Below are 21,418 nucleotides of genomic sequence, written 5' to 3'. Positions count from 1 at the left end.
CGGGGCCTTTTTGTATTTAAAACTTATGGTTTCTTAAAAAGTAACTACAAGGTTTGCTGTTACACCTGTACTTGCAGGAACTTCTCTACAAACGCCACCAACGCAAATTAAACCTCCGCGTTGTCTCCCGTAGTTCATTGCGAAACGAGCTCTTCCTTTTGTATAACTTCCACCTACACTATAATAATGAAGTTCTTCTTCTCCACCATAGTTCCAAGAGTCTGCGGCATAAATAGTAAAGGTAGGATTGAAGTTGTATTCCAAAACACTGGCAGCCCAGTTTTTATCGTCGTCTTTAGTCCATAAATGTTGAAGTTCAAGACGTAATGCTTTCCCTTTTTCAAAACGACGCGTAGCTTCAACAACTGCAACTTGTGCTCTAATATCTCCTTCAGATCCTAGAATACCACCTTGAGAAACTCCTTTGTCAATAATTACATCTTGGTAAGATGCAACAGTGCTCCACTTAGATGTCCAACGGTTTTTTATTTCAATATTTAAATCGCGGAAATAACGATCTCCGGCGCCAATAAATTTAGCGTCGTACGTTAAATCGTCAACATTATAGGTTGCTTCTAAGCCAGCCCAGTATGCAAAATTTCCTGCTACTTTGGTTCCATATTTTCCTAATACAGATTCTTTGTCAAAAGAAAAATACACATCTACCTGTGCCCCAACTTCACCGGCTCTTTTTTCGTTTTCGGAAAAAAGAAGACGTGGTTGTGAGTTGTAAACGTAGATGTTAGAAAGTAGGTAATCGTGTTGTTTGGTAATAGCAGGAACATAGTTTACTAATTGTTCATTGAATTGATTGCCTTCAGCATATCTATCTGCATAGAACGTGAAATTTTCCAATCTTCTAAATGTAGAATTTATACCTAATCCCTTTTGGGCATAACCCATATTTAATTGTAATGCTGTACCGTCAAATAATTGTGGCGTAATAACTTCTCCTTCATTTATTAATACATCTGGGTCTTTCGTAATTGCTTCAATACTTCCGTAGAAATTTGAAATCACAAAATCTAATCTACCACCGTAAGCGTTAATGTTTGCGGGAATAGAATCGCCAGAGCCGTTATCTTGGTAACGACCTACATAACTTGCGCCTAATTTTAAATCTACAGCTTCTATTTTCATAAGCTCGCTTAAATCTAAGTTTGCATCAAGCCCTTGAATAACACCTTCTGAAACATCAAAACCGTTTCGTATTTGGCCATAAACACCTGTTATGCCCAAGGTGGCTGTTGGATTAAACTTAACGCGAACTCCTTTCATTGCGTTGTTTATTCCTAATTGTCTGTCTTCCCATGAGCGAAGAATTAAACCGCTACCAAATTGCTCATAAAAATAACCTCCAGTAATGTCTAAGGTTTCATTTCTGAAATTAAGATAGTAGGTTCCTACTCCGTTCTGTCCATCCCAAGTTGGAGAATATCCCAAAAGGGCAGAAGGCAAGTAGGATTCGTATTGAACGCCTGCAGTAAATTTTCCGAGTGAATAGTTAAGTTGCAAATAATTATTGGCTCTAAATTGATCTTCAGGAGCGATGAAATTAAAATCTTCATCGTCTAAAAGCCATTGAGAGTTGGATTCTAAGCTACCAAAAAAGTAGCCATTGTCTTGCGAAAAGCCGATGGCGCCCATACACATAAAGGCGCCGAGTATTAGTTTTTTCATTATAAAAGTTTGGTTGATTGGTAATTAGATTAGTTGGAATACTCCTTTATTTTTTCATAAAGTTCGTATTCAGCGCCAGGACTGTAACCAGAATGGCGGTATACTATTTCGTTGTTTTTAACCAATAAAGTTAATGGAACGGTAGCTGCACCCAAGGCGCGTTTGAAGTCGTTATTAGTATCTAAAAGAACGGTATAGTCCCAGCCTTTTCCGTTTATTAGTGGCTTTACTCTTTTTACTGTACGGCTGTCGTCTACTGAAACAGCAAATAGTTCAACACCAGTTTCATCTTGCCATTCTGGGTAAATTTCACTGATGGCATCAAGCTCCTTTAAGCACGGAACACACCAAGTGGCCCATAGCGAAATTACAATTACCTTATTTTCCTTTGAAAGGTCGTTGGAGTTAATAGTGTTTCCATCAACGGTAGTTAAATCTACCTGGGGTAATTCACTTTGAGAAAATCCGATGAGTGAAACGAATAAAAGAAGAAGTGGAATAATTTTTTTCATAAGTAATAAGATTTGTGATTATTTTAAGTGAAGCAATATTAAGATTTTTTTAATGAAAGTTGAATTAGTTTGAGCGAAAAATATTGATTTAACAAATAATGCCTATGCATTTTTAAGATTTAAACTATATTAGCGCTCATTTTTATATCTAAATAAACAACCTTAATATGAAAACTAATACCTATTTAAAAGCTTTACTGTTCTTTGCAGTTATAGCAATTGTTTCTTGTAGCAAAAAAGAAGACCCTTTTGTGCCGGCCGCTGCAGATTTAACTATTGAATTAAAAAGTGATGCAGGAACGGGAGAATTAGAAGTTTTATCGCTTAATGATGTAGTTGTATTTACTGTATTAGGAAGTGATGGCGAAGATTATTCAGAATCGGCTACCTATTATATTAATGACGAACCAATTACAGAAAGAACTTACACATTTGATGCTTCGGGTGCCTTTACCGTTAAAGCGGTTTATGACGATAAAAACAGTAATATTCTTAATTTTGAAGTACTTACCCCAACAGAAAGAGCATTGACAATTGACGCACCTAGAGCGATGAAAAATCAAACTATAACTTTTGGATTGTTTGATAATAACGGAATTAATACAGCTTCTGAAGCAACGTTTTATGTAGGCGGAAATGCCATTGCTGGTTTCACCTATTCCTCTGCAACCGATGGAAGCTTTGAAGTATATGCAGAATATGTGGTGGACAACGAAACATACACTACACCTGCTAAAGACTTTTCAGTATACACGCCTAAAAGAAAGGTAGTAATAGAAGATTATACAGGTACATGGTGCGGCTTTTGCCCTGCTGTAGCACTTGCAATAGATGCTGCTAAATTAGCGACTAATGATATTTCTGTAGTAGCTATTCACGAAACTGGTTCTTCACTACCAGACCCAATGCATTTTGATAGAGTGCTAGAGATGAAGGATGCCTTCGGAATTGGCGGACTTCCTCAAGCGCGTTTAAATCGCACTCAAAAATGGTTAGATCCTTATAACACGGCTGATGTGCTTGCAATGGCTGGAAATGAAACCAATCTTGCTATCGCTATTGATTCAAAAATGACAGGAGTAAACCTAACTGTTGATGTAAAGGTGGTATATGCTGGCGGATCTGAAGTTGGCGATAAACTTGTTGTTTACCTTGTTGAGAGCGGTATAGTGTATGCTCAAACAAATTATTTCAACAATACAGCAGGACACCCATTAGAAGGGCACGGAAATCCAATTCCAGATTTTATTCATAACGATGCACTTCGGAACTCACTCACTGATATTTTTGGAGATGCAATTGCTGAAACGTCTGCTTATTCAGAATACAAGAAGCAATTTAGTCTAGCTATTCCTTCAGAATACAACGTAGATAATTTAAGTGTGGTAGTAATGGTTGTTAATTCTAACGATGAAGCCAAAAACTCACAGTTCGCGGAAGTTGGAGAGAATAAAAAATACGATTAATAAACAAAGTTTATAAAACTAAAAAACCCATCTTGAAATTTTCAAGATGGGTTTTTTTATGAATGCAATTGAAAATCTATCCTAAGAAAGGATATCTATAATCAATAGGAGAAACAAATGTTTCCTTCACCATACGTGGCGAAATCCATCTGTAAAGGTTTTGCTTACTTCCAGCCTTATCGTTAGTACCACTAGCTCGGGCACCACCAAAAGGTTGTTGGCCAACAACAGCTCCCGTAGGCTTGTCGTTTATATAGAAGTTACCTGCAGCATTTTCAAGAATCTTAACCGCTACTTCCAAGGCATATCTGTCTTCACTAAAAACAGCTCCGGTTAAAGCGTATTCGCTGGTTTCATCTACTAAATGAAGGGTTTCTTCCCACTTTTTATCGTCGTAAATATAAACGGTAAGTACAGGGCCGAAAAGTTCCGTACACATTGTTGTGTATTTTGGATCTTTAGTAACAATAACTGTAGGCTCTATAAAGTAACCTTTGCTCTTGTCGTAATTACCACCTGCAATAATTTCAGCGTTTTTGTCTTTTTTGGCAGCATCAATATAGCTTGCAAGTTTATCAAAAGAACCTTCGTGGATTACTGCATTTATAAAATTGCCCATATCTTCTGGAGTTCCCATTTTGAAAGAACGCAGATCATCAATCAAATACTGTTTAACGTCTTTCCAAATACTTTCAGAAATATAGCATCGGCTGGCCGCACTACATTTTTGTCCTTGGTATTCAAAGGCACCACGAGCCATTGCAGTTGCAACTTGTTTTGCATCGGAAGTTTTGTGGGCAACGATAAAATCTTTTCCACCAGTCTCCCCAACAATACGTGGGTATGTTTTGTAATTAGTAATGTTATCACCAATTTTTTTCCAAAGTCCTTGAAAAACATTAGTAGAGCCTGTAAAGTGAACACCGCTAAAATCTGGACTCGCCATAAGCGTGTCCGAAATCATAGCAGGATCTCCCATTACCATATTGATAACGCCAGCAGGAACGCCCGCTTCACGGAAAACATCCATAATAACTTTTGCAGAATATATTTGCGAGTTACTCGGTTTCCACACAACAACGTTACCCATTAATGCAGCACTTGAGGGAAGATTTCCAGCAATAGCAGTAAAGTTAAAAGGAGTAATTGCATAAATAAAACCTTCTAGAGGTCTGTATTCAACGCGGTTCCAAGCTGCAGAAGTAGATTCTGGTTGCTCTGCATAAATTTCAGTCATATACTGAACGTTGAACCTTAAAAAGTCAATAAGTTCACAAGCAGAATCAATTTCGGCTTGATAAATATTTTTAGACTGGGCCAGCATAGTAGCTGCGTTTATTTTTGCTCTGTAAGGACCAGCAATTAATTCGGCTGCACGAAGAAAAATACCAGCGCGTTGTTCCCAAGGCATTACTGACCATTTTTTTCTAGCCTCTAATGCAGTGGAAATTGAGTCCTCAACATTTTTTTTGGTAGCTTTATGATAGGTTCCCAACACGTGTTTATGGTCGTGCGGAGGAGACATAGTAGCGGTGTCTTTGGTTTTAACCTCTTCGCCATTAATAAATAAAGGTACATCTACCTTTGCCTTATACATTTCTCTGTAAGTCTCAAGTACTTCTTCGCGTTCTGCAGAACCTGGCGCGTAGCTTTTTATAGGTTCGTTAACGGCGATTGGCACTTCAAAAAATCCATTTCCCATATTATTTTATTTTTTCTGTTTATGAAGTGTGCAAAGGTACAAAAATGGAATCACCAAACCTTGAAATTCCAAATTCCAATTGGAATGCCTTTTTTTTGAAGTTTGGAATTTGTATTGTGAATTTTATTTGGAATTAGAAGCTTGTTATATAGAATTTTTAAATTTCCTTTTGTAGTTTCGGGAAACAACTCTAAGCTATGTGTACCGTAACTTTTATTCCGAAATCTAATAACGATTTTATATTAACTTCCAATAGAGATGAAGCACCTGGGCGCGAAACATTTTTACCAGAAATATATGAAGAAGAAGGCGTGCGTTTACTTTACCCGAAAGATGCTGTTGCAGGTGGAACTTGGATTGGTTTAAGTGAAAAGAAAAGAGTTATAACCTTAATGAATGGTGGTTTTGTGGCGCACCAACGAAAAACTTATTACAGAAGAAGTAGAGGTTTGGTGGTGAAAGATTTGCTGAAAAGCGATGCTTTGAAAGTTGAAATTGATAACTATAATTTCAACGATATAGAGCCATTTACAGCAGTTTTAGTTGAATGGAAAAACGAAGTACAATTGTTTCAATTGGTTTGGGACGGGACAAATTATCATTTTTCTGAAGAACCACTGGCGCCAAAAATATGGTCTTCTTCACCATTGTATCCAGTAAAATTGAAGAATAGACGGGAACATTGGTTTTCAGATTTTTTGATGAAAACTTTAAAGCCTTCCGAAGAGGAAATTCTTCACTTTCATAAAACTGCGGGCGAAGGCGATTTGAATGACGATCTTATAATGGATCGAGGTTTTATAAAAACAAAAAGTATAACCCAAGTTTCTAAAAAGGAGGATATTGTTGAAATGCGTTATGAAGATTTGCAATCGGGTAAAAGCAGCAATTCGTTAATACAGTAGACTCGCGATTTATCGCGTGCAAAGTATATTTTTCTGTTTTCCAATGCAGAGATTAATTCATAGAAAACGGTGCGCTCAAATTGAAAAGAGGAATAGAAACCCTAAACTTCCGGGTAGTAGCAAAATTCACCATTTTATAGTAACCCTTCATCGACCCAAAAGGAGAGTGGAGTAGGCAGCCGCTAGTGTAGGAGTGTTTTTCTCCAGGAAGTAGAATTGGTTTCTGGCCAATTACGCCTTCGCCTTCTACAATTTCGGTATTATTTAAGGAGTCTTTTATTTTCCAACAACGGGAAGTTAGCTGTACGGTGTCTTTACTCTGATTTTCAATAGTAATAATATATGCAAAGGCGTATTGCATTTTACTGTTTTTGTAAAACGTGCCGTCAAATTCGGTCTTCACCGAGATTTTAATACCCTGTGTTACTTGCTGTATCATTTCTTAATAAATTGCCGCGCTTGCTGCTACAAAAATTATTGTGGCAAAAGTCAATCCAATTACAAATACGGTGTTTAAAAATACGAATTTTATTAAAGTTACCGCTCTGCTTTGCTGGTAAAAATTGCGTAAAGCTTTGTAAAAATAAATTGGACCTATAAAAGTAAACAGACATCCCACAAAAAATTGTGTTCCAATTATAAGATCTGGAATAATAGAAAGGAGCATTACCAAAAAGATAAAACTGAAAATATGAAATATAAAAACCATATGTTCCATATAGGTATATTTTTTTCCAGAATAAATAAGCCAGAAAAACAATGCGAAAAAGGGTGCGAAGAAAAAGAGAAAAAAAGGTGTTTTGGAAATAATATAATTTATAAATGCAGTTGGATTTTCCCGAATTTTTTCAACTGTAATGTTTTTTGAATATACCCATCTGTTAAACGAAGAATTTTTGTGATGCATACTGTCTAGGGCATTTGCAGCATTTTTCATTTTATTTTTTTCATAAAAACTATTATATAAAGTAAACCTTTCAGTATAACTTTTTAAAAAGGGCATTGTGTCTAATTCTTTTTCTGAAATATATTTAAGTGGTTCAGTTGGCTCTTTCTCTTTTACAGAGTCGGCAAATTTAATTGCTTCTGTGGTTGTCATTGTAATATTCTGCTCTAAGGAATCTAAGCCCGCATTTTCCATTATTTTAGAGCTAAAGTTAAGCTCATTGTCAATGCTTGGATTTATAATATCCATTAAACTAATCAACAAGAAGTAGATAATAGAAACACTTAAAAAGAAACGAAAAGGGTTAGCGTATTTTAACCGCTGACCTTTTGTATAATTTCGAGTAATTCTTCCCGGTCTAAAAAGAAGATCTTTCAGTGTGTTTCGCAAACGTGAATCGTAAACGAGGATACTGCTTATGAATTCAGAAAAAAAATCTGTTGCAGAAAGCTGTTTGTCGCTATTTAATTGCGAACAATAAGAGCAATAAACATCGCTAATATCTAGCGGTTGACCGCAATTTAAACATGTATTGCCACGGAATCTCAACGACTTTCTTCCGGTGGAATTTTCGCTTCTTTTACGTTTCATGGCTAGCCGAAAAAGGGTTAATGTTTAAACTTAAGTTTTGGAGATTTAGTTGCTATTTATATTTGTAGAACTAGCGTTGCCAGTACCAATTATACGATCGTATCTAGCGCCTAAATCGCGGAAATATACGATTACCGTATAGTCATTTTCGGTCTGCCAAAAATCACCGCCCACGGCGCCTTGCTCTATAGTTCCGTCTCTATTTACAACCACATATTTATAGTTGTAAAATCCTTGTTTGAACAAACGGGCATTTCTGTAGCTACCGCTATCAGCGTCGTATTTCATGTATGTGCTACCGTCAATAGTCCAATTGTTGAAATTTCCATAAAGGTGTAATTCCTTGTCGCCAAGATCGTCATAATACTGAAGGTTAAAGTGCATACGCACGTATTCTGCTTCAATATCTTGGTTTTCAGCATCAATATTTCGCACTACAAAATTTCCATTAATGTCTGGATTGTATGTGTAAGGTCTGTTGTATCTTGGAATGTCTGTGTACAAATAATTTTCATAAACTTCGGTAACGCTAATGGAGCGCACACCGTTTGAAGCAGAGCGCTCGTCTTTATTGTCGAACGCGAGAAATTCATTGCCGCCACCAAAATAAGCTTCTTTGTCGTACCTATATATTAGCTCGTTGCCCATGGTGTATTGGGGGATGAGATCTGTGATAGCCGTTTTAAGATTGCTATTCTGCAACACCAATGTTTTAACCGTTTGCTTTGGGTTTACCAACAATAAATTTGGTGAGTTTACGGTGAAGTTAACAACTTGTTTTTCATTAATAAGTCTTAGATCGCGTGCACGTTTAATTTCAACGCCAACTGTTGCTATATTTTCTATTACCAAAAATCTTCGTGTGAAAATAAGATCACCATCGCTATTGAAAATGCTGATTAGGTAGTTTCCGCTTTTTTTAATAGATCGTGTATCGCGATTGGGAATCGAGAGTTCGTAATGCGAAAATATCTGAAGCGTATTCAGCGAGTTTTGGTAATTCTGTATGCGTACATCGTCAAAACCATCTAAATATTCACTTTTGGAAAGGTCGCTGGGAGTCCAATCAAAATCGTAGTGCGAAATGGTATAATAAAAGTCTTCCTCTTCACCATTTAGAGCATCAAACGAAAGTTGCAGTTGCCCGCCCAATTGAATTAGCGGCAATTGGCTGAGGTCTGTTGCGCCACGAAATTGGATAGTACTTATGTACGATGGTTCTACTTTTTCTACAATTTGAGAAAAGATTGGTAAAACTGTAAATAGAAGAATAAGGGTAGCCGCAAAAGTTTTTGACATAATATCGTTTTAAAAAAGCTAAGATAACAAATTTTGTGCCTCGCCCATTGAAGGGTTTTAGAAAGCAATTGATGTTTTCGTTTCTTCAGTATTTTCAATGTGGCAATTTGCAGCTTTAGAAGTTTGATGTCTTTCCAATTTTGGAGTTTGGAATGTGGAAGGCTATGCTAAATATGAATTTAGAGTGACTAGCATATCACATATTTAATCCACCTGTCCTTAAGTGATTTATATCATATAAATTCTGTCATTAGTAACTTAAATTTGTCTTAAATTAAATGTATTATGAAAAATTTAGTCATTCTTGGAGCAGGTACTTCTGGAACCATGATGGCCAATCATCTAGTTTCTAAACTTGATAAAAAAGATTGGAGCATTACTATTGTAGATCAGTACGAAACGCATTACTACCAACCTGGTTTCTTGTTTTTACCTTTTGATATTTATACCACTAAACAAGTAAAAAAGAAGGGTCAAAAATTTATTCCGAAAGGAGTTAATTATATACAAGAAAAAATAGAACTCATTGTGCCAGAGGAGAACAAAGTGACTCTCGAAAGCGGAAAGGATGTTAATTATGATATTTTAATTGTTGCCACAGGCACTAAGACTGCACCGGACGAAACTGAAGGTATGAACGGTCCAGAATGGTATAAAAGCATTTTCGATTTTTATACCTATGAAGGCGCCAAAGCCTTACGAAATAAATTACGCGAATGGGAAGGTGGTAAGTTGGTAATTCATATAACCGAAATGCCAATTAAATGTCCGGTAGCTCCTTTAGAGTTTGCTTTTTTAGCAGATTCATTCTTTAAGAATAAAGGCATGCGAGAAAAAGTAGATATCACTTTTGTGACTCCTTTGGATGGCGCTTTTACAAAGCCTAAAGCAACTCAAGCGCTTCATTATTTATTGGAAGAAAAAAATATAAAGGAAGTTACCAATTTCAATATTGAACGCGTGGATTATGAGAATAACAAAATCATAGATTACGCAGATACTGAAGTAGAATACGATTTACTTGTTACCGTACCAACTAATATGGGCGATGCTTTAATGGAGCGTTCTGGCTTGGGCGATGATCTTAATTATATTCCAACAGATAAAGCAACGTTGCAATCTAAAGAACATGAGAATATTTTCGCCATTGGAGATGCTACTAATTTACCAGCATCTAAAGCAGGCTCTGTGGCTCATTTTGAAGCTGAAATTTTAACCGATAATATTCTTCGATACATAAATGGCGAACCATTGAAGGAAGAATTTGATGGTCACGCAAACTGTTTTATTGAAACAGGAAACGGGAAAGCCCTTTTAATAGATTTTAATTACACTCACGAACCCGTGGAAGGCTCGTTTCCTTTTCCTGGCGTTGGACCATTGAGTCTATTAAAAGAAAGTAGAATTAACCACATGGGTAAAATGGCATTTAGATGGATATACTGGAATATGCTTATTAAAGGAATACACATTCCATTTGTTTCAGCAACCATGTCTGAAAAAGGAAAAAATTACGAAGAAGTAAAATAAAACAAACATAAAACATAGCATCATGAAAAAAGTAATAGCAAGTAAGGAAATTGACGTGAACGAAGAGGGGTATCTCTTAGATTTTAATCAATGGGATAAAGAAGTTGGTAAGTGTATTGCAGATGATTGCAATATAGATTTAACAGATAGGCACTGGGAGGTTATTGATTATATACACGATAAATTCAAAAAAGAAGAGCCTTTATCCATCCGCGGTATTAAAAAAAGTGGGGTGTTTGATGTGAAAGAATTTTACAGTCTGTTTCCTGGAGGTCCACTAAAAAAAGCGACACTTATCGCTGGAATCCCGAAACCAAAAAGTTGTATTTAAACCTATAAATTAAAAGAAAATGGCTACAAAAGTTAGAAAAATGCTTTTTATCTTATCAAAAGCAACATTAGAAAACGCATATGCTGCATTCATAATGGCGAATGGCGCACGTATGGAAGGCATAGAGTCTGAGATATTTTTTACGTTTTTTGGTTTGGAAACTATTCAGAAGAAAAAACTAGAGCATCTACGTGTAGCAACGGTTGGTAATCCTGCTATGCATATTCCTACAATGTTGGGAGGTTTGCCTGGTGTAGAAGCCTTGGCTACAAAAATGATGAAAAAAGAAATGGAGAAGTTAGATATGCCACCCATTGGAGAGTTTTTAGAAATTCTTTCAGATTCTGGATGTAAGCTTTGGGGCTGCAAACTCGCGGTGGATATGTTCCATCTCAAAAGAGAAGATTTAATAGACGAATTAGATGGTATTCTAACTATTGGCGATTTTTACAATAGGGCAGATGAAGAGGGCTGTCAGCTTCTGTTTATATAAACTAACTATATTCAACGTCTAATTTAAAATACTCATCTTGTTAAATAGATTGGTGCGAATATTTCAAAAGTTTAAACTTTAATATAGTTTTTCGGACATAAACTCATGCCCTAATTTATAAACGTTTTAAAATACTTCTTCTTCGCTTTTTAACACATAAAATTATATGGTTTTATTGGGCTATGGAGGTTTTAATTTATAAATTTGCACGCCCATAATCCCTGTCAATGTAATTTCAAGGATTATAGGGAGTTAAAAAGGCATTATTAATATCCATATTTATGTCCAAAGACATTAAGATTAAAAAAGGTCTTACCATTAATTTACAGGGCGAAGCAGACAAAACGCTTGCTAACGCTCCGCGATCCAGAACTTTCGCAATTAGACCTTCAGATTTTCACCTCGTGACACCAAAAATGGTGGTTAGAGAAGGTGGAAAAGTTCAGGCTGGTGATACCATTTTCTACTCTAAGAGCAATGAAATTGTAAAGTTTGTTTCGCCTGTTAGCGGAACCCTTACAAAAATTGAGCGCGGTGCAAAACGTGTAATCACAGAAATTATTATTGAAGCAGATGCGCAGGATTCTTTTAAAGATTTCGGTATTCTGAGTCCAGATTCTTCAAGTGCGGATGCAATTAAAACCCGCCTGCTAGAAGCTGGCTGCTGGCCATTTATTTTGCAACGTCCCTATGCAGTAATTGCAGACACAGAGCAGGCGCCAAGAGATATATTTATTTCTGCATTTACTACCGCCCCATTAGCGAACGATTTTGATTATTCACTTCGTGGTAAAGAAAATGAGTTGCAGGCAGCTGTAACGGCACTCGGCAAACTAACCAAAGGGCAAGTGCACGTGGGTGTTGGCAAAAGTGGAAGCTCTCCTTTTAAAGGAATGAAAGATATTGTGCTTCACAATGTATCTGGTCCGCATCCAGCAGGAAATGTTGGTACGCAGATAAACAAAATTGGCCCAGTTAATAAAGGAGAAATTGTTTGGACTATTGCGCCACAAGATCTTGTTATTATTGGCGAATTGTTACTTACCGGTAAGTTTAACGCCGAAAGAATTATTGCACTTTCAGGTTCTGAGGTAAAAACTCCAAAATATTATAGAACCCGAATTGGTTCAGAAGCTTCTACATTCTTGTATGATTCTGGATTGAACAACGAAAACGTTCGCGTTATTAGTGGTGATGTGCTTACAGGGAAAAGGATTTCTCCAAAAGGACATTTGGGTTATTACACCAATACTGTTACCGTAATTCCTGAAGGTGACGATTACGAACTTTTTGGTTGGAACAAACCAGTTTTCGATAAAATTTCTACTTCAAGAGCACTTACTTTTTCTTGGTTAACGCCAAATAAGAAATTTGACTTAAATACCAATACAAACGGAGAGCACCGTGCTTTTGTGGTAACTGGTGTTTACGAACAAGTATTTCCGTTAGATATGTATCCACTACAAATGCTGAAATCTTGTATGGTTCAAGATTTAGATGAAATGGAAGCTTTGGGAATGTATGAAGTGGCTCCGGAAGATTTTGCACTTACCGAATTTGTTTGCGTGAGTAAGCAACCACATCAACAAATTATCAGGAACGGTCTTGATTTAATGTATAAAGAAATAGGATAACCGCTATGGGATTGAAACAGAATTTACATAAGCTAAAGGAAAAATACAAGGGTACAAAAATGGCCCCTGCATTCAATGCATTGCATACCTTTTTGTACACGCCAGACGAAACTACGCATTCTGGTTCTCACGTGCGTGTGGTTGACGATTTAAAGCGTACAATGAACACCGTTATTATGGCGCTTGTTCCGTGTTTAATCTTCGGAATATTTAATGCTGGTTTTCAACATTACGCAGCTATTGATGCAACTTTACGTTTAGACCCATTGGGTAACTTCTTTACTTGGGATAATTTTATTTTAGGAGCTTGGACAGTTTTGCCACTAGTTATAGTGTCGTATGTTGTAGGTCTTGGGGTAGAATTTATTTTTGCCGTAATAAAAGGGCACGAAGTAGAAGAAGGGTATTTGGTAACGGGAATGCTCGTGCCGCTTATTGTTCCTATAGATATTCCACTTTGGATGCTTACAGTTGCAGTAATCTTTGGAGTTGTTATTGGGAAAGAAGTATTTGGAGGAACGGGAATGAATATTTTGAATCCCGCACTTACCATTCGCGCCTTTTTATTCTTCGCTTATCCTACTTGGATGAGTGGCGATAAAGTTTGGGTTCACGGTGCAAAAGCTATGGCTGGACAGCCTGATGCTATTTCAGGTGAAACAATATTAGGAAGTTTAGCAGCTAACGCTGAAACTGTCTATAGTACGTGGGATATGTTCTGGGGCTTTATCCCTGGATCGGTTGGAGAGACTTCAACCTTCCTTATTATTTTAGGTGCTGCTTTTCTAATTTTTACAAAAATAGGAAGTTGGAGGATTATGCTCTCTGCCGTCTTGGGTGCTCTTACAATGGGATTAATATTTAATGGTGTAGTAGAAGCAGGATGGATTCAGAGTAATAGTAATTTCTACAGTTTAATGAGCGAAACTTTCTGGCATCACCTTATTATTGGTAGTGCAGCCTTTGCAATTGTATATATGGCAACAGATCCTGTAACTGCCTCACAAACCAATAAAGGTAAATGGTTCTATGGTTTCTTTATAGGTTTTCTGGGAATTATGATACGTGTTTTCAACCCAGCATATCCTGAAGGATTTATGCTTTCAATATTGTTGATGAACGTATTTGCACCAACTATTGATCACTATGTGATTCAAGGAAATATTAAAAAGAGAATGAAACGATTAAAAGTTAAAACAGCGTAATAATGGCGAAGTATACAGATAAAAATTCATACACCATTATCTTTGCAATTGTTATGGTGCTTGTAGTTGGCTCTCTTTTAGCGGGCGTAGCGCAAGGACTTAAAAGCAAGATAACACTGAATGAGCGTTTTGAAAAAATGCAAAACATTCTTTACGCTATGGGTGTAAATGATAATGAAGGAGATGGCGACATCGTCTTTATTTCTACCGAAAAGGTTGAAGCAGCGTTCGCTACAAATATTAAAAAGCAGTTGGTTATTCAAGGCGATAAAGTAACTGAAGACCCAGAAGCTTATTTAATAGATGTTAAAAAGGAAGAAACAAAAGCAAAAGACCCAAGTTACCAACGTAGACTTCCGCTTTTTGTGGGAGAAAAAGATGGTGAAACGCTTTATGTAATACCAATGCGCGGTAAAGGGCTTTGGGATGCTATTTGGGGTTTTGTAGCTATAGATAAATCATTTACTGTTCAAGGAGTGTTTTTTGATCACAAAGGTGAAACTCCAGGTCTTGGTGCTGAAATAAAGCAGCGCTATTTTATGGACGATTTTGAAGGTGAGCAAATTATGGACGGAGATGCTTTCGAAGGTATTACCGTTGCAAAAGGTAACAACGACCCTCTCAACGAGAATAAAACAGACAATAAAGTAGACGCACTTGCCGGAGCCACTATTACTGGAAACGGTGTAACGGCAATGATTAAGAAAGATGTTAGAATGTACTTGCCGTACTTAAAATCATTAAATCAATAAATTATGGGATTGCTATCAAAAAAAGACGGTAAATTAATACTAGACCCATTAGCGGATAATAACCCTATTACCATTCAGGTTTTGGGTATCTGTTCTGCATTAGCTATTACAGCACAATTAAAGGCATCTATTGTAATGGCCATTTCGGTTATTGCGGTTTTAGGAATTGGTAACGTAGTTATTTCGCTTATGCGGAATATTATACCTTCAAAAATCAGGATTATTGTTCAATTGGTAGTTGTAGCTGCATTGGTAATTATTGTAGATCAAGTACTAAAAGCTTTTGCTTACTCTTTAAGTAAGGAACTTTCGGTTTTTATTGGTCTAATTATTACTAACTGTATAATTATGGGACGCTTTGAAGCTTTTGCTTTGGGTAACGGACCGTGGCGTTCGTTCTTAGACGGTATAGGAAACGCAGCTGGATATGGAGTTATACTTGTAATTGTTGGTTTTTTCCGTGAGCTTTTAGGTTCGGGAACATTGTTGGGCTTTCAAGTATTAGGAGATCCAATTACAAAAACTGGTCTTTACTCCATAGGTTATGAAAACAACGGATTTATGTTGCTTTCGCCAATGGCATTGATAGTTATAGGTATCATTATTTGGGTACAACGTTCAAGAAACAAAGCATTAATAGAGGAATAACAAACTTGGCAGTAGCCCTTAGTAGTAGATAATCCTACTGCAAACTGGAACTGCAAACTGAACACTGAAAAAATGGAACACGTAGAGTTATTTTTTAAATCGATCTTTATTGACAACATGATCTTTGCCACTTTCCTTGGAATGTGCTCTTATCTTGCTGTTTCTAAAAAAGTAGCAACCGCTGTAGGTCTTGGAGCTGCAGTAATTTTTGTTCTTGCTGTAACTGTACCGCTTAACTGGTTGTTAGACCAGTATATTTTAAGAGACGGGGCATTGTCTTGGTTGGGAGAAGAATATGCTTCTTACGATCTTGGCTTCCTTTCTTTTATACTTTTTATTGCAACGATTGCAACAATGGTACAATTAGTTGAAATTGTGGTCGAAAAATTTTCGCCTTCACTTTATAACTCACTAGGTATATTTCTTCCGCTTATTGCAGTAAACTGTGCAATTTTAGGGGGATCATTATTTATGCAATCTAGAGATATTCAAACTTTAGGTTTGGCACTTAATTATGGTATTAGTTCGGGAATTGGATGGTTTTTAGCAATTCTTGCAATTGCCGCAATTCGCGAAAAAATACGTTACTCAAATGTTCCTGCACCTTTACGTGGTCTGGGCATTACCTTTATAATTACAGGTTTAATGGCAATTGGTTTTATGAGTTTTGGTGGAATGTTAACAGGTGGCGATGAATCTGCCCCTGCTTTAGACGGAAATCCTGAAAACGTAGGAATGCAAACTGAAGAAATTCAACAAGAAAATATAGAAACCGCACAAACGGTTGAAGTTTCAACTATAACGAAGCAATAGTATGTTTTTAGCAGTAAGTACACTCGGAGTTATTATAGTAACGGTTATTGCCTTTTTAATCTTAACCTTACTACTGGTATCATTATTACTTTTTACTAAGCAGAAGCTTTCGCCATCTGGCCCGGTAAAAATTACTATTAATAATGAAAAAGTAATTGAAGTAGAAAGTGGTGGCACACTTTTGTCAACCTTAAGTGGTGAAAAAATATTTTTACCATCTGCCTGTGGTGGTGGTGGAACTTGTATTCAATGTGAGTGCCACGTCAATGATGGTGGTGGTGAAGCATTGCCTACTGAAACTCCTCACTTTACACGTAAAGAATTAAAGGATGGTGCCCGTCTATCTTGCCAAGTAAAAGTAAAGCAAGACATGAATATCACAATTCCTGAAGAGGTTTTTGGTATTAAAAAATGGGATGCTACCGTTGTTAGAAACTATAACGTTGCTTCCTTTATTAAGGAATTTGTAGTTGAAATTCCTCAGGATATGAATTACAAGGCTGGGGGTTATATTCAGATTGAAATTCCACCTTGTGAGGTGAAATTCGAAAACATGGATATTACTGCACACCCTGAAGAACACGAAACACCAGACAAGTTTAAGGATGAGTGGGAAAAGTTTAAGCTTTGGCCGCTTACAATGAAAAACACTGAAACTGTTGAAAGAGCATATTCTATGGCTTCTTATCCAGCAGAAGGACGTGAAATTATGCTTAACGTTCGTATTGCAACTCCTCCATTTGACCGTGCAAAAGGCGGATGGATGGATGTAAATCCAGGGATTGCTTCTTCTTATATTTTCAATTGTAAAAAAGGAGATAAAGTAGTTATTTCTGGACCTTATGGTGAATTCTTCATCAATCCTTCAGAATCAGAAATGCTTTACGTTGGGGGTGGAGCAGGAATGGCACCTATGCGTTCGCACCTATATCATCTTTTCAGAACCCTTAAAACAGGAAGAAAAGTTACGTATTGGTACGGTGGACGTTCTAAAAGAGAACTTTTCTATTTAGACCACTTTAACCAACTTGAAAAAGAATTTCCAAACTTTAAATTCTATTTAGCACTAAGTGAACCTGCTGAAGAAGATAATTGGAAAGTAAAAAAAGACATACACGATGAAGCTGGCGATGGTTTTGTTGGCTTTATCCACCAAGTGGTTATTGATAATTATTTAAGCCTTCACGATTCTCCAGAAGATATTGAACTATATTTCTGTGGTCCACCATTGATGAACCAAGCGGTTCAAAAAATGGGTGAAGACTTTGGAATCCCAGACGAGAATATCCGTTTTGATGATTTCGGAGGATAATCTCAATTTCTAAGAATATTTAAAAACCGTTTCATTTTTTATATGAAACGGTTTTTTTTATAACCAGTAATTAGAAAAATTGCATTCAAATAATCGTAATTTTGTTGTCAATTATGAACGAGAAACTTAGCAAACAAGAACTTCACAACCTTGCGATGAATATCGTAGGGAAACAGCTGGAAGCAGATGGCTATGAATTTTTGGGCGTCAATTCTAAATTGAAACGCGATCCACAATTCGTAGCGTTAAAAGATAAAATTCTTCATTTTGTTATCGTGCGCGCCATCACATTTCCTCAAGACGCACATGCTTATGATCCGCTTTTTATGCAGACCATAAAAGATCACGCCGAAAAGTTTGAAGCAAAAACATTTTATGCGGGCGTTGGCCTTGGGCACGGAAGCGATTACGGCAACCCAGTAATTAAGGACGAAGATTACACCGTTGTTTATAAAGGTTTACAAGCTATTTTATGAAGAAATTACTTTTTTTACCCGTGTTACTACTATTTCTTTTTTGTGAAAAGAATGAAGAGCAACCTACGTTTTTGCAAGGCGAAGCATTCGGAACAACCTATAACATACAATTTTATTCAGATAAAGACATAGACTTTAAACAAGGCTTAGATTCTGTAATTGATGCTGTGAATCATTCAGTGAGCACCTATATTCCCGAAAGTGATATTTCCAAAGTAAATCGTGGCGATTCCACGGTAAAGGTTGATTCAATTTTTAGAGAAGTTTTTGAAATTTCAAAAGAAGTGAATCAAAAAACGAATGGTTATTTTGATCCTACCGTTGGCGTTTTGAGGAATGCCTATGGTTTTGGCGACGTAAAACCACTAAAAAATATAGACCGCCATACTTTAGATTCATTGATGAAATATGTAGGATTTCAAAAAGTCAGCATCAATAGCGACGGTACCATTTCCAAAGAATATCCAGAAATTTATTTCGACTTTAATGCCGTAGCAAAAGGCTTCGGAATTGATTTATTAGGGCGCTATTTGGAATCTAAAGGCGTAACAGATTACTTAATTGAATTGGGTGGTGAAATTCTTACTAAAGGTGAAAACCTTGCTAAAAACCAAGAATGGGTAGCAGGTATTGAAGCTGTAGATTCAGAATTAGAAGACCGAAGTATTGAAGCCACCGTTAAATTGAAAAATGTTGGAATGGCCTCTTCTGGCAATTATCGTAAATTCAGAATTGACTCTGCAACTGGAAAAAAATACGTGCATACCTTAAATCCATTAACTGGTTCTGCGGAAAAGAGTGATGTTACAAGTGCCACCGTGCTTGCTTCCACTTGTGGATTTGCCGATGCTTATGCCACTTCGTTTATGGCTTTAGGTTTAGAAAAATCGAAAGAGTTATTGAAAAATCTACCTAATATTGAGGCGTATTTAACCTTCAACGATACTCTCAATAATCATCAGGTTTTTATGACTGATGGTTTCAAAAGAAAAATGCCAAAATAATTTATCTCTTTAGTGTAAAATGCCCACGGTATTTGGGTCTGTTTTCAATTTCAATTGTGAACCAATAATCACTTGAAGGTAATGGAGTTCCTTTTTGATTGGCGCCGTCCCAACCCATAGAACGTGGTGGGATTGCCTTTAAAAATTTTCCAAAACGATCAAAAATATAAATCTTCGCCCTTGGAAATTCGTCCATTCCTATAATTTGCCAATAATCATTAAAGCCATCATTATTTGGTGTAAAAAACCGCGGATAGTCTAAAATTAAAACCTCTTGCGAAACTGTACCGCAACCACGCCTGTCGCGAACAAATACGGTGTAATAACCATTCGTAAGCCCAGTAAAAATGTTGCTTTGCTGGTATATTAAATCTGTGTCGAGCGCATACTCATAAAGCCCAGGTCCTTCTACAATTACTTCCATAGAATTGTTAGAACCATTAAAATCGATAACTTTTATATCAATAATCGTGGCAACATCTGAAGCTAAAACCTGTACGCTTACGCTATCTTCACATCCGTAATAATTTGTAACGGTAACAGTATAAGTTCCTGGAGCGTCCACAAAAATTTTATTCAAATTGCCGCCGTCTTCACCAGTATTCCATACATAATTTTGAAAACCCGCTTGCACAGAAATCTTCAAGGGTTCTGTTGCGTTTAAGCAGTAGATATACATTTCCTGATCAAATAATGGTTCTGGCATTGGATTTACAACTATATTGAATTGGGTATAATCAAAACATCCCGTAGCTATTTCCAACATAGTCACATAAATTGTCTGCGGGTTTTCGGTGTTTTGAAAACTTCCAGAAACAGGATTAGTACCATTTAATCGGTCCTCAGCAGAGGTGTAATAAAGTATCTGAAAATCGCTAGCCGGAAGTCTGTTCAGGATTTCAGCATTCTTCTCAGTAAGGTTTACTGTAGTTTGACCATCAAAATCATCATCACAAATAATAAAGCCTTCGGGTTGTGTAGCTCGTGTAATTATATTTATATAACCTTGAAAAGAAGTTACTGCGTAACACAACGGATCGTTTTCATCTGAAACCCGAACAAATACAGTGGTTGGGGTTTCGGTGAAATAGATAGTTCTTCCTATCGGATTCGTATTATTATTGGCATCAAGATCAGTTTCGTGATAACTAAAAACATATCCCTCTGGATCTAAAATTACCTCTGGAATTATAGCGTCCAAAAAATAAAGCGAACTAAAACCGTAATCACAAAGAACAACATCTTCAGGAGTCAATAATTCGGGACTGCCCACCTCAATTGTGAATGTGGTTAAATCTGTACATCCGTTTGATCTTTGAATACGTGCATAAATAGTTTGCGGGTTTGCAATACTATGGTATGGACTCGCCAATGGGTTTATACCAATACTAGCATCGTTTAAAGTTTCGTGATAAGTAACTGTCACATCAGTTTGTGAACCAATTATATCGGCTGTTTGTAACTCGAGATCGAAATCGGTAAAACCATCTTGATTGCCATCTGTATCACAATTAGCCAAATTTTCTGGCTGATTAGCAACCACGCTATTTGGTAATTTTGCAGTTCCTGTATAAAATAGGCTCAAAGGCCCAGATCCAACAGCGCGATCTACTAAAAGATAATAAACATCGCCCACTGTGGCATCTATATATTGTAAGTATCCATTGCCATCCTCTCCGGGACCTTCGTTTACATCTGTCTCATCCATGTTCAATCCCGTTGCAACTTGCACACCTGCCGCCAGCGGATTGGTGCTGGAACATCTAATTGAACTACCTAAAGTAGTGCAGGTTACAACAGGGCCATAAATAGCGAAGTCATAATCGTCTTCGCCGTTGTCGGGTACAAGATCGAAGGTGAGTGTGCCAGACCCAATTATGATAAACTTAAACCAAATGTTATGTTGATCGAAATAATAACAGGGAGGAACTTCATTGTCAGGTAGTGAAAATTCATCAAAACCTATTCCGCTGGGATCAATTCCCAAACTTGAATCGCCACAGATAACTATTGCATTTACACAATCGTTCGGATTTTGAGCTATAGCATTTAAAGTAAACCCAAGAAAAAGGAAGAGTAATTTTATTTTCATTAATTCGAAGTTTCGAACAAATGAACG

At 36.8% G+C, this 21,418-nt stretch carries 20 protein-coding genes; 13 read left to right on the top strand and 7 right to left on the bottom strand.

What is annotated here, in order from left to right; all coding sequences use genetic code 11:
* Nucleotides 1-33: 33 nt before the first annotated feature.
* The gene (locus AC3RVF_RS14290; protein WP_489691910.1) at nucleotides 34-1,680 is read right to left on the bottom strand and encodes a DUF6029 family protein; all 1,647 of its coding nucleotides are present in this window, start codon (nucleotides 1,678-1,680) and stop codon (nucleotides 34-36) included.
* 29 nt (nucleotides 1,681-1,709) lie between these two features.
* Entirely contained in the window at nucleotides 1,710-2,192 is a 483-nt protein-coding gene (locus AC3RVF_RS14285; protein WP_489691909.1) for a TlpA family protein disulfide reductase, read from the bottom strand.
* A gap of 167 nt (nucleotides 2,193-2,359) precedes the next feature.
* Between AC3RVF_RS14285 and AC3RVF_RS14280 the strand changes: the two genes are divergently transcribed.
* On the top strand, nucleotides 2,360-3,658 hold the full coding sequence (locus AC3RVF_RS14280; RefSeq protein ID WP_489693635.1) for an Omp28-related outer membrane protein: 1,299 nt from the start codon (nucleotides 2,360-2,362) through the stop codon (nucleotides 3,656-3,658).
* Nucleotides 3,659-3,734: 76 nt separating this feature from the next.
* On the opposite strand, the gene pruA is transcribed toward AC3RVF_RS14280, so the two are convergent.
* Entirely contained in the window at nucleotides 3,735-5,360 is a 1,626-nt protein-coding gene (pruA, locus tag AC3RVF_RS14275; protein WP_489693634.1) for an L-glutamate gamma-semialdehyde dehydrogenase, read from the bottom strand.
* Nucleotides 5,361-5,557: 197 nt separating this feature from the next.
* Here pruA and AC3RVF_RS14270 point away from each other — a divergent pair, with 197 nt between their 5' ends.
* A complete protein-coding gene (locus AC3RVF_RS14270) occupies nucleotides 5,558-6,265 on the top strand; it encodes an NRDE family protein (protein ID WP_489691906.1) in 708 nt (235 codons plus the stop codon).
* 52 nt (nucleotides 6,266-6,317) lie between these two features.
* On the opposite strand, the gene apaG is transcribed toward AC3RVF_RS14270, so the two are convergent.
* The 3 genes from apaG to AC3RVF_RS14255 are packed head-to-tail and all read right to left on the bottom strand — an operon-like array spanning nucleotide 6,318 to nucleotide 9,101.
* Nucleotides 6,318-6,704, bottom strand: coding sequence for a Co2+/Mg2+ efflux protein ApaG (apaG, locus tag AC3RVF_RS14265; protein ID WP_489691905.1), 387 nt, complete (start codon nucleotides 6,702-6,704; stop codon nucleotides 6,318-6,320).
* A gap of 3 nt (nucleotides 6,705-6,707) precedes the next feature.
* A complete protein-coding gene (locus AC3RVF_RS14260; RefSeq protein ID WP_489691904.1) occupies nucleotides 6,708-7,802 on the bottom strand; it encodes a DUF3667 domain-containing protein in 1,095 nt (364 codons plus the stop codon).
* A gap of 45 nt (nucleotides 7,803-7,847) precedes the next feature.
* A complete protein-coding gene (locus tag AC3RVF_RS14255) occupies nucleotides 7,848-9,101 on the bottom strand; it encodes a type IX secretion system plug protein (protein ID WP_489693633.1) in 1,254 nt (417 codons plus the stop codon).
* A gap of 285 nt (nucleotides 9,102-9,386) precedes the next feature.
* On the opposite strand from AC3RVF_RS14255, the gene sqr reads away from it, so the two are divergent.
* The 11 genes from sqr (at nucleotide 9,387) to AC3RVF_RS14200 (ending at nucleotide 19,299) form a co-directional block, all read left to right on the top strand.
* The gene (gene sqr / locus AC3RVF_RS14250) at nucleotides 9,387-10,631 is read left to right on the top strand and encodes a type III sulfide quinone reductase, selenoprotein subtype (RefSeq protein WP_489691902.1); all 1,245 of its coding nucleotides are present in this window, start codon (nucleotides 9,387-9,389) and stop codon (nucleotides 10,629-10,631) included.
* Between the two features lie 22 nt (nucleotides 10,632-10,653).
* Nucleotides 10,654-10,962, top strand: coding sequence for a TusE/DsrC/DsvC family sulfur relay protein (locus AC3RVF_RS14245; protein ID WP_489691901.1), 309 nt, complete (start codon nucleotides 10,654-10,656; stop codon nucleotides 10,960-10,962).
* A gap of 19 nt (nucleotides 10,963-10,981) precedes the next feature.
* Nucleotides 10,982-11,455: a DsrE/DsrF/DrsH-like family protein gene (locus AC3RVF_RS14240; RefSeq protein WP_489691900.1), complete on the top strand. Its 474-nt coding sequence runs from the start codon at nucleotides 10,982-10,984 to the stop codon at nucleotides 11,453-11,455.
* Nucleotides 11,456-11,736: 281 nt separating this feature from the next.
* On the top strand, nucleotides 11,737-13,089 hold the full coding sequence (locus AC3RVF_RS14235) for a Na(+)-translocating NADH-quinone reductase subunit A (protein WP_489693632.1): 1,353 nt from the start codon (nucleotides 11,737-11,739) through the stop codon (nucleotides 13,087-13,089).
* A gap of 5 nt (nucleotides 13,090-13,094) precedes the next feature.
* Nucleotides 13,095-14,294 (top strand): NADH:ubiquinone reductase (Na(+)-transporting) subunit B, encoded by a 1,200-nt coding sequence (locus AC3RVF_RS14230; RefSeq protein ID WP_489691898.1) that lies wholly within the window; start codon nucleotides 13,095-13,097, stop codon nucleotides 14,292-14,294.
* 2 nt (nucleotides 14,295-14,296) lie between these two features.
* Complete coding sequence (locus tag AC3RVF_RS14225; protein WP_489691897.1) at nucleotides 14,297-15,046, top strand: Na(+)-translocating NADH-quinone reductase subunit C; 750 nt, start codon at nucleotides 14,297-14,299, stop codon at nucleotides 15,044-15,046.
* Nucleotides 15,047-15,049: 3 nt separating this feature from the next.
* Nucleotides 15,050-15,694, top strand: a complete 645-nt coding sequence (locus AC3RVF_RS14220) for an NADH:ubiquinone reductase (Na(+)-transporting) subunit D (RefSeq protein ID WP_489691896.1) — start codon at nucleotides 15,050-15,052, stop codon at nucleotides 15,692-15,694.
* Nucleotides 15,695-15,766: 72 nt separating this feature from the next.
* A complete protein-coding gene (gene nqrE, locus AC3RVF_RS14215; protein ID WP_489691895.1) occupies nucleotides 15,767-16,507 on the top strand; it encodes an NADH:ubiquinone reductase (Na(+)-transporting) subunit E in 741 nt (246 codons plus the stop codon).
* A gap of 1 nt (nucleotide 16,508) precedes the next feature.
* A complete protein-coding gene (nqrF, locus tag AC3RVF_RS14210) occupies nucleotides 16,509-17,819 on the top strand; it encodes an NADH:ubiquinone reductase (Na(+)-transporting) subunit F (RefSeq protein ID WP_489691894.1) in 1,311 nt (436 codons plus the stop codon).
* A gap of 113 nt (nucleotides 17,820-17,932) precedes the next feature.
* Entirely contained in the window at nucleotides 17,933-18,295 is a 363-nt protein-coding gene (locus tag AC3RVF_RS14205; protein ID WP_489691893.1) for a DUF8840 domain-containing protein, read from the top strand.
* Nucleotides 18,292-19,299, top strand: a complete 1,008-nt coding sequence (locus AC3RVF_RS14200; RefSeq protein WP_489691892.1) for an FAD:protein FMN transferase — start codon at nucleotides 18,292-18,294, stop codon at nucleotides 19,297-19,299. Before AC3RVF_RS14205 ends, AC3RVF_RS14200 begins: the two co-directional genes overlap by 4 nt.
* Nucleotide 19,300: 1 nt before the next feature.
* Here the strand turns inward: AC3RVF_RS14200 and AC3RVF_RS14195 are convergent, their stop codons facing one another.
* Nucleotides 19,301-21,391: a T9SS type B sorting domain-containing protein gene (locus AC3RVF_RS14195; protein ID WP_489691891.1), complete on the bottom strand. Its 2,091-nt coding sequence runs from the start codon at nucleotides 21,389-21,391 to the stop codon at nucleotides 19,301-19,303.
* Between the last annotated feature and the right edge of the window lie 27 nt (nucleotides 21,392-21,418).

The organism is Aequorivita sp. IT1183 (assembly GCF_058068265.1).
Note: the sequence above shows the minus strand (reverse complement) of the source record. Positions and strands in the feature narration are given on the sequence as shown.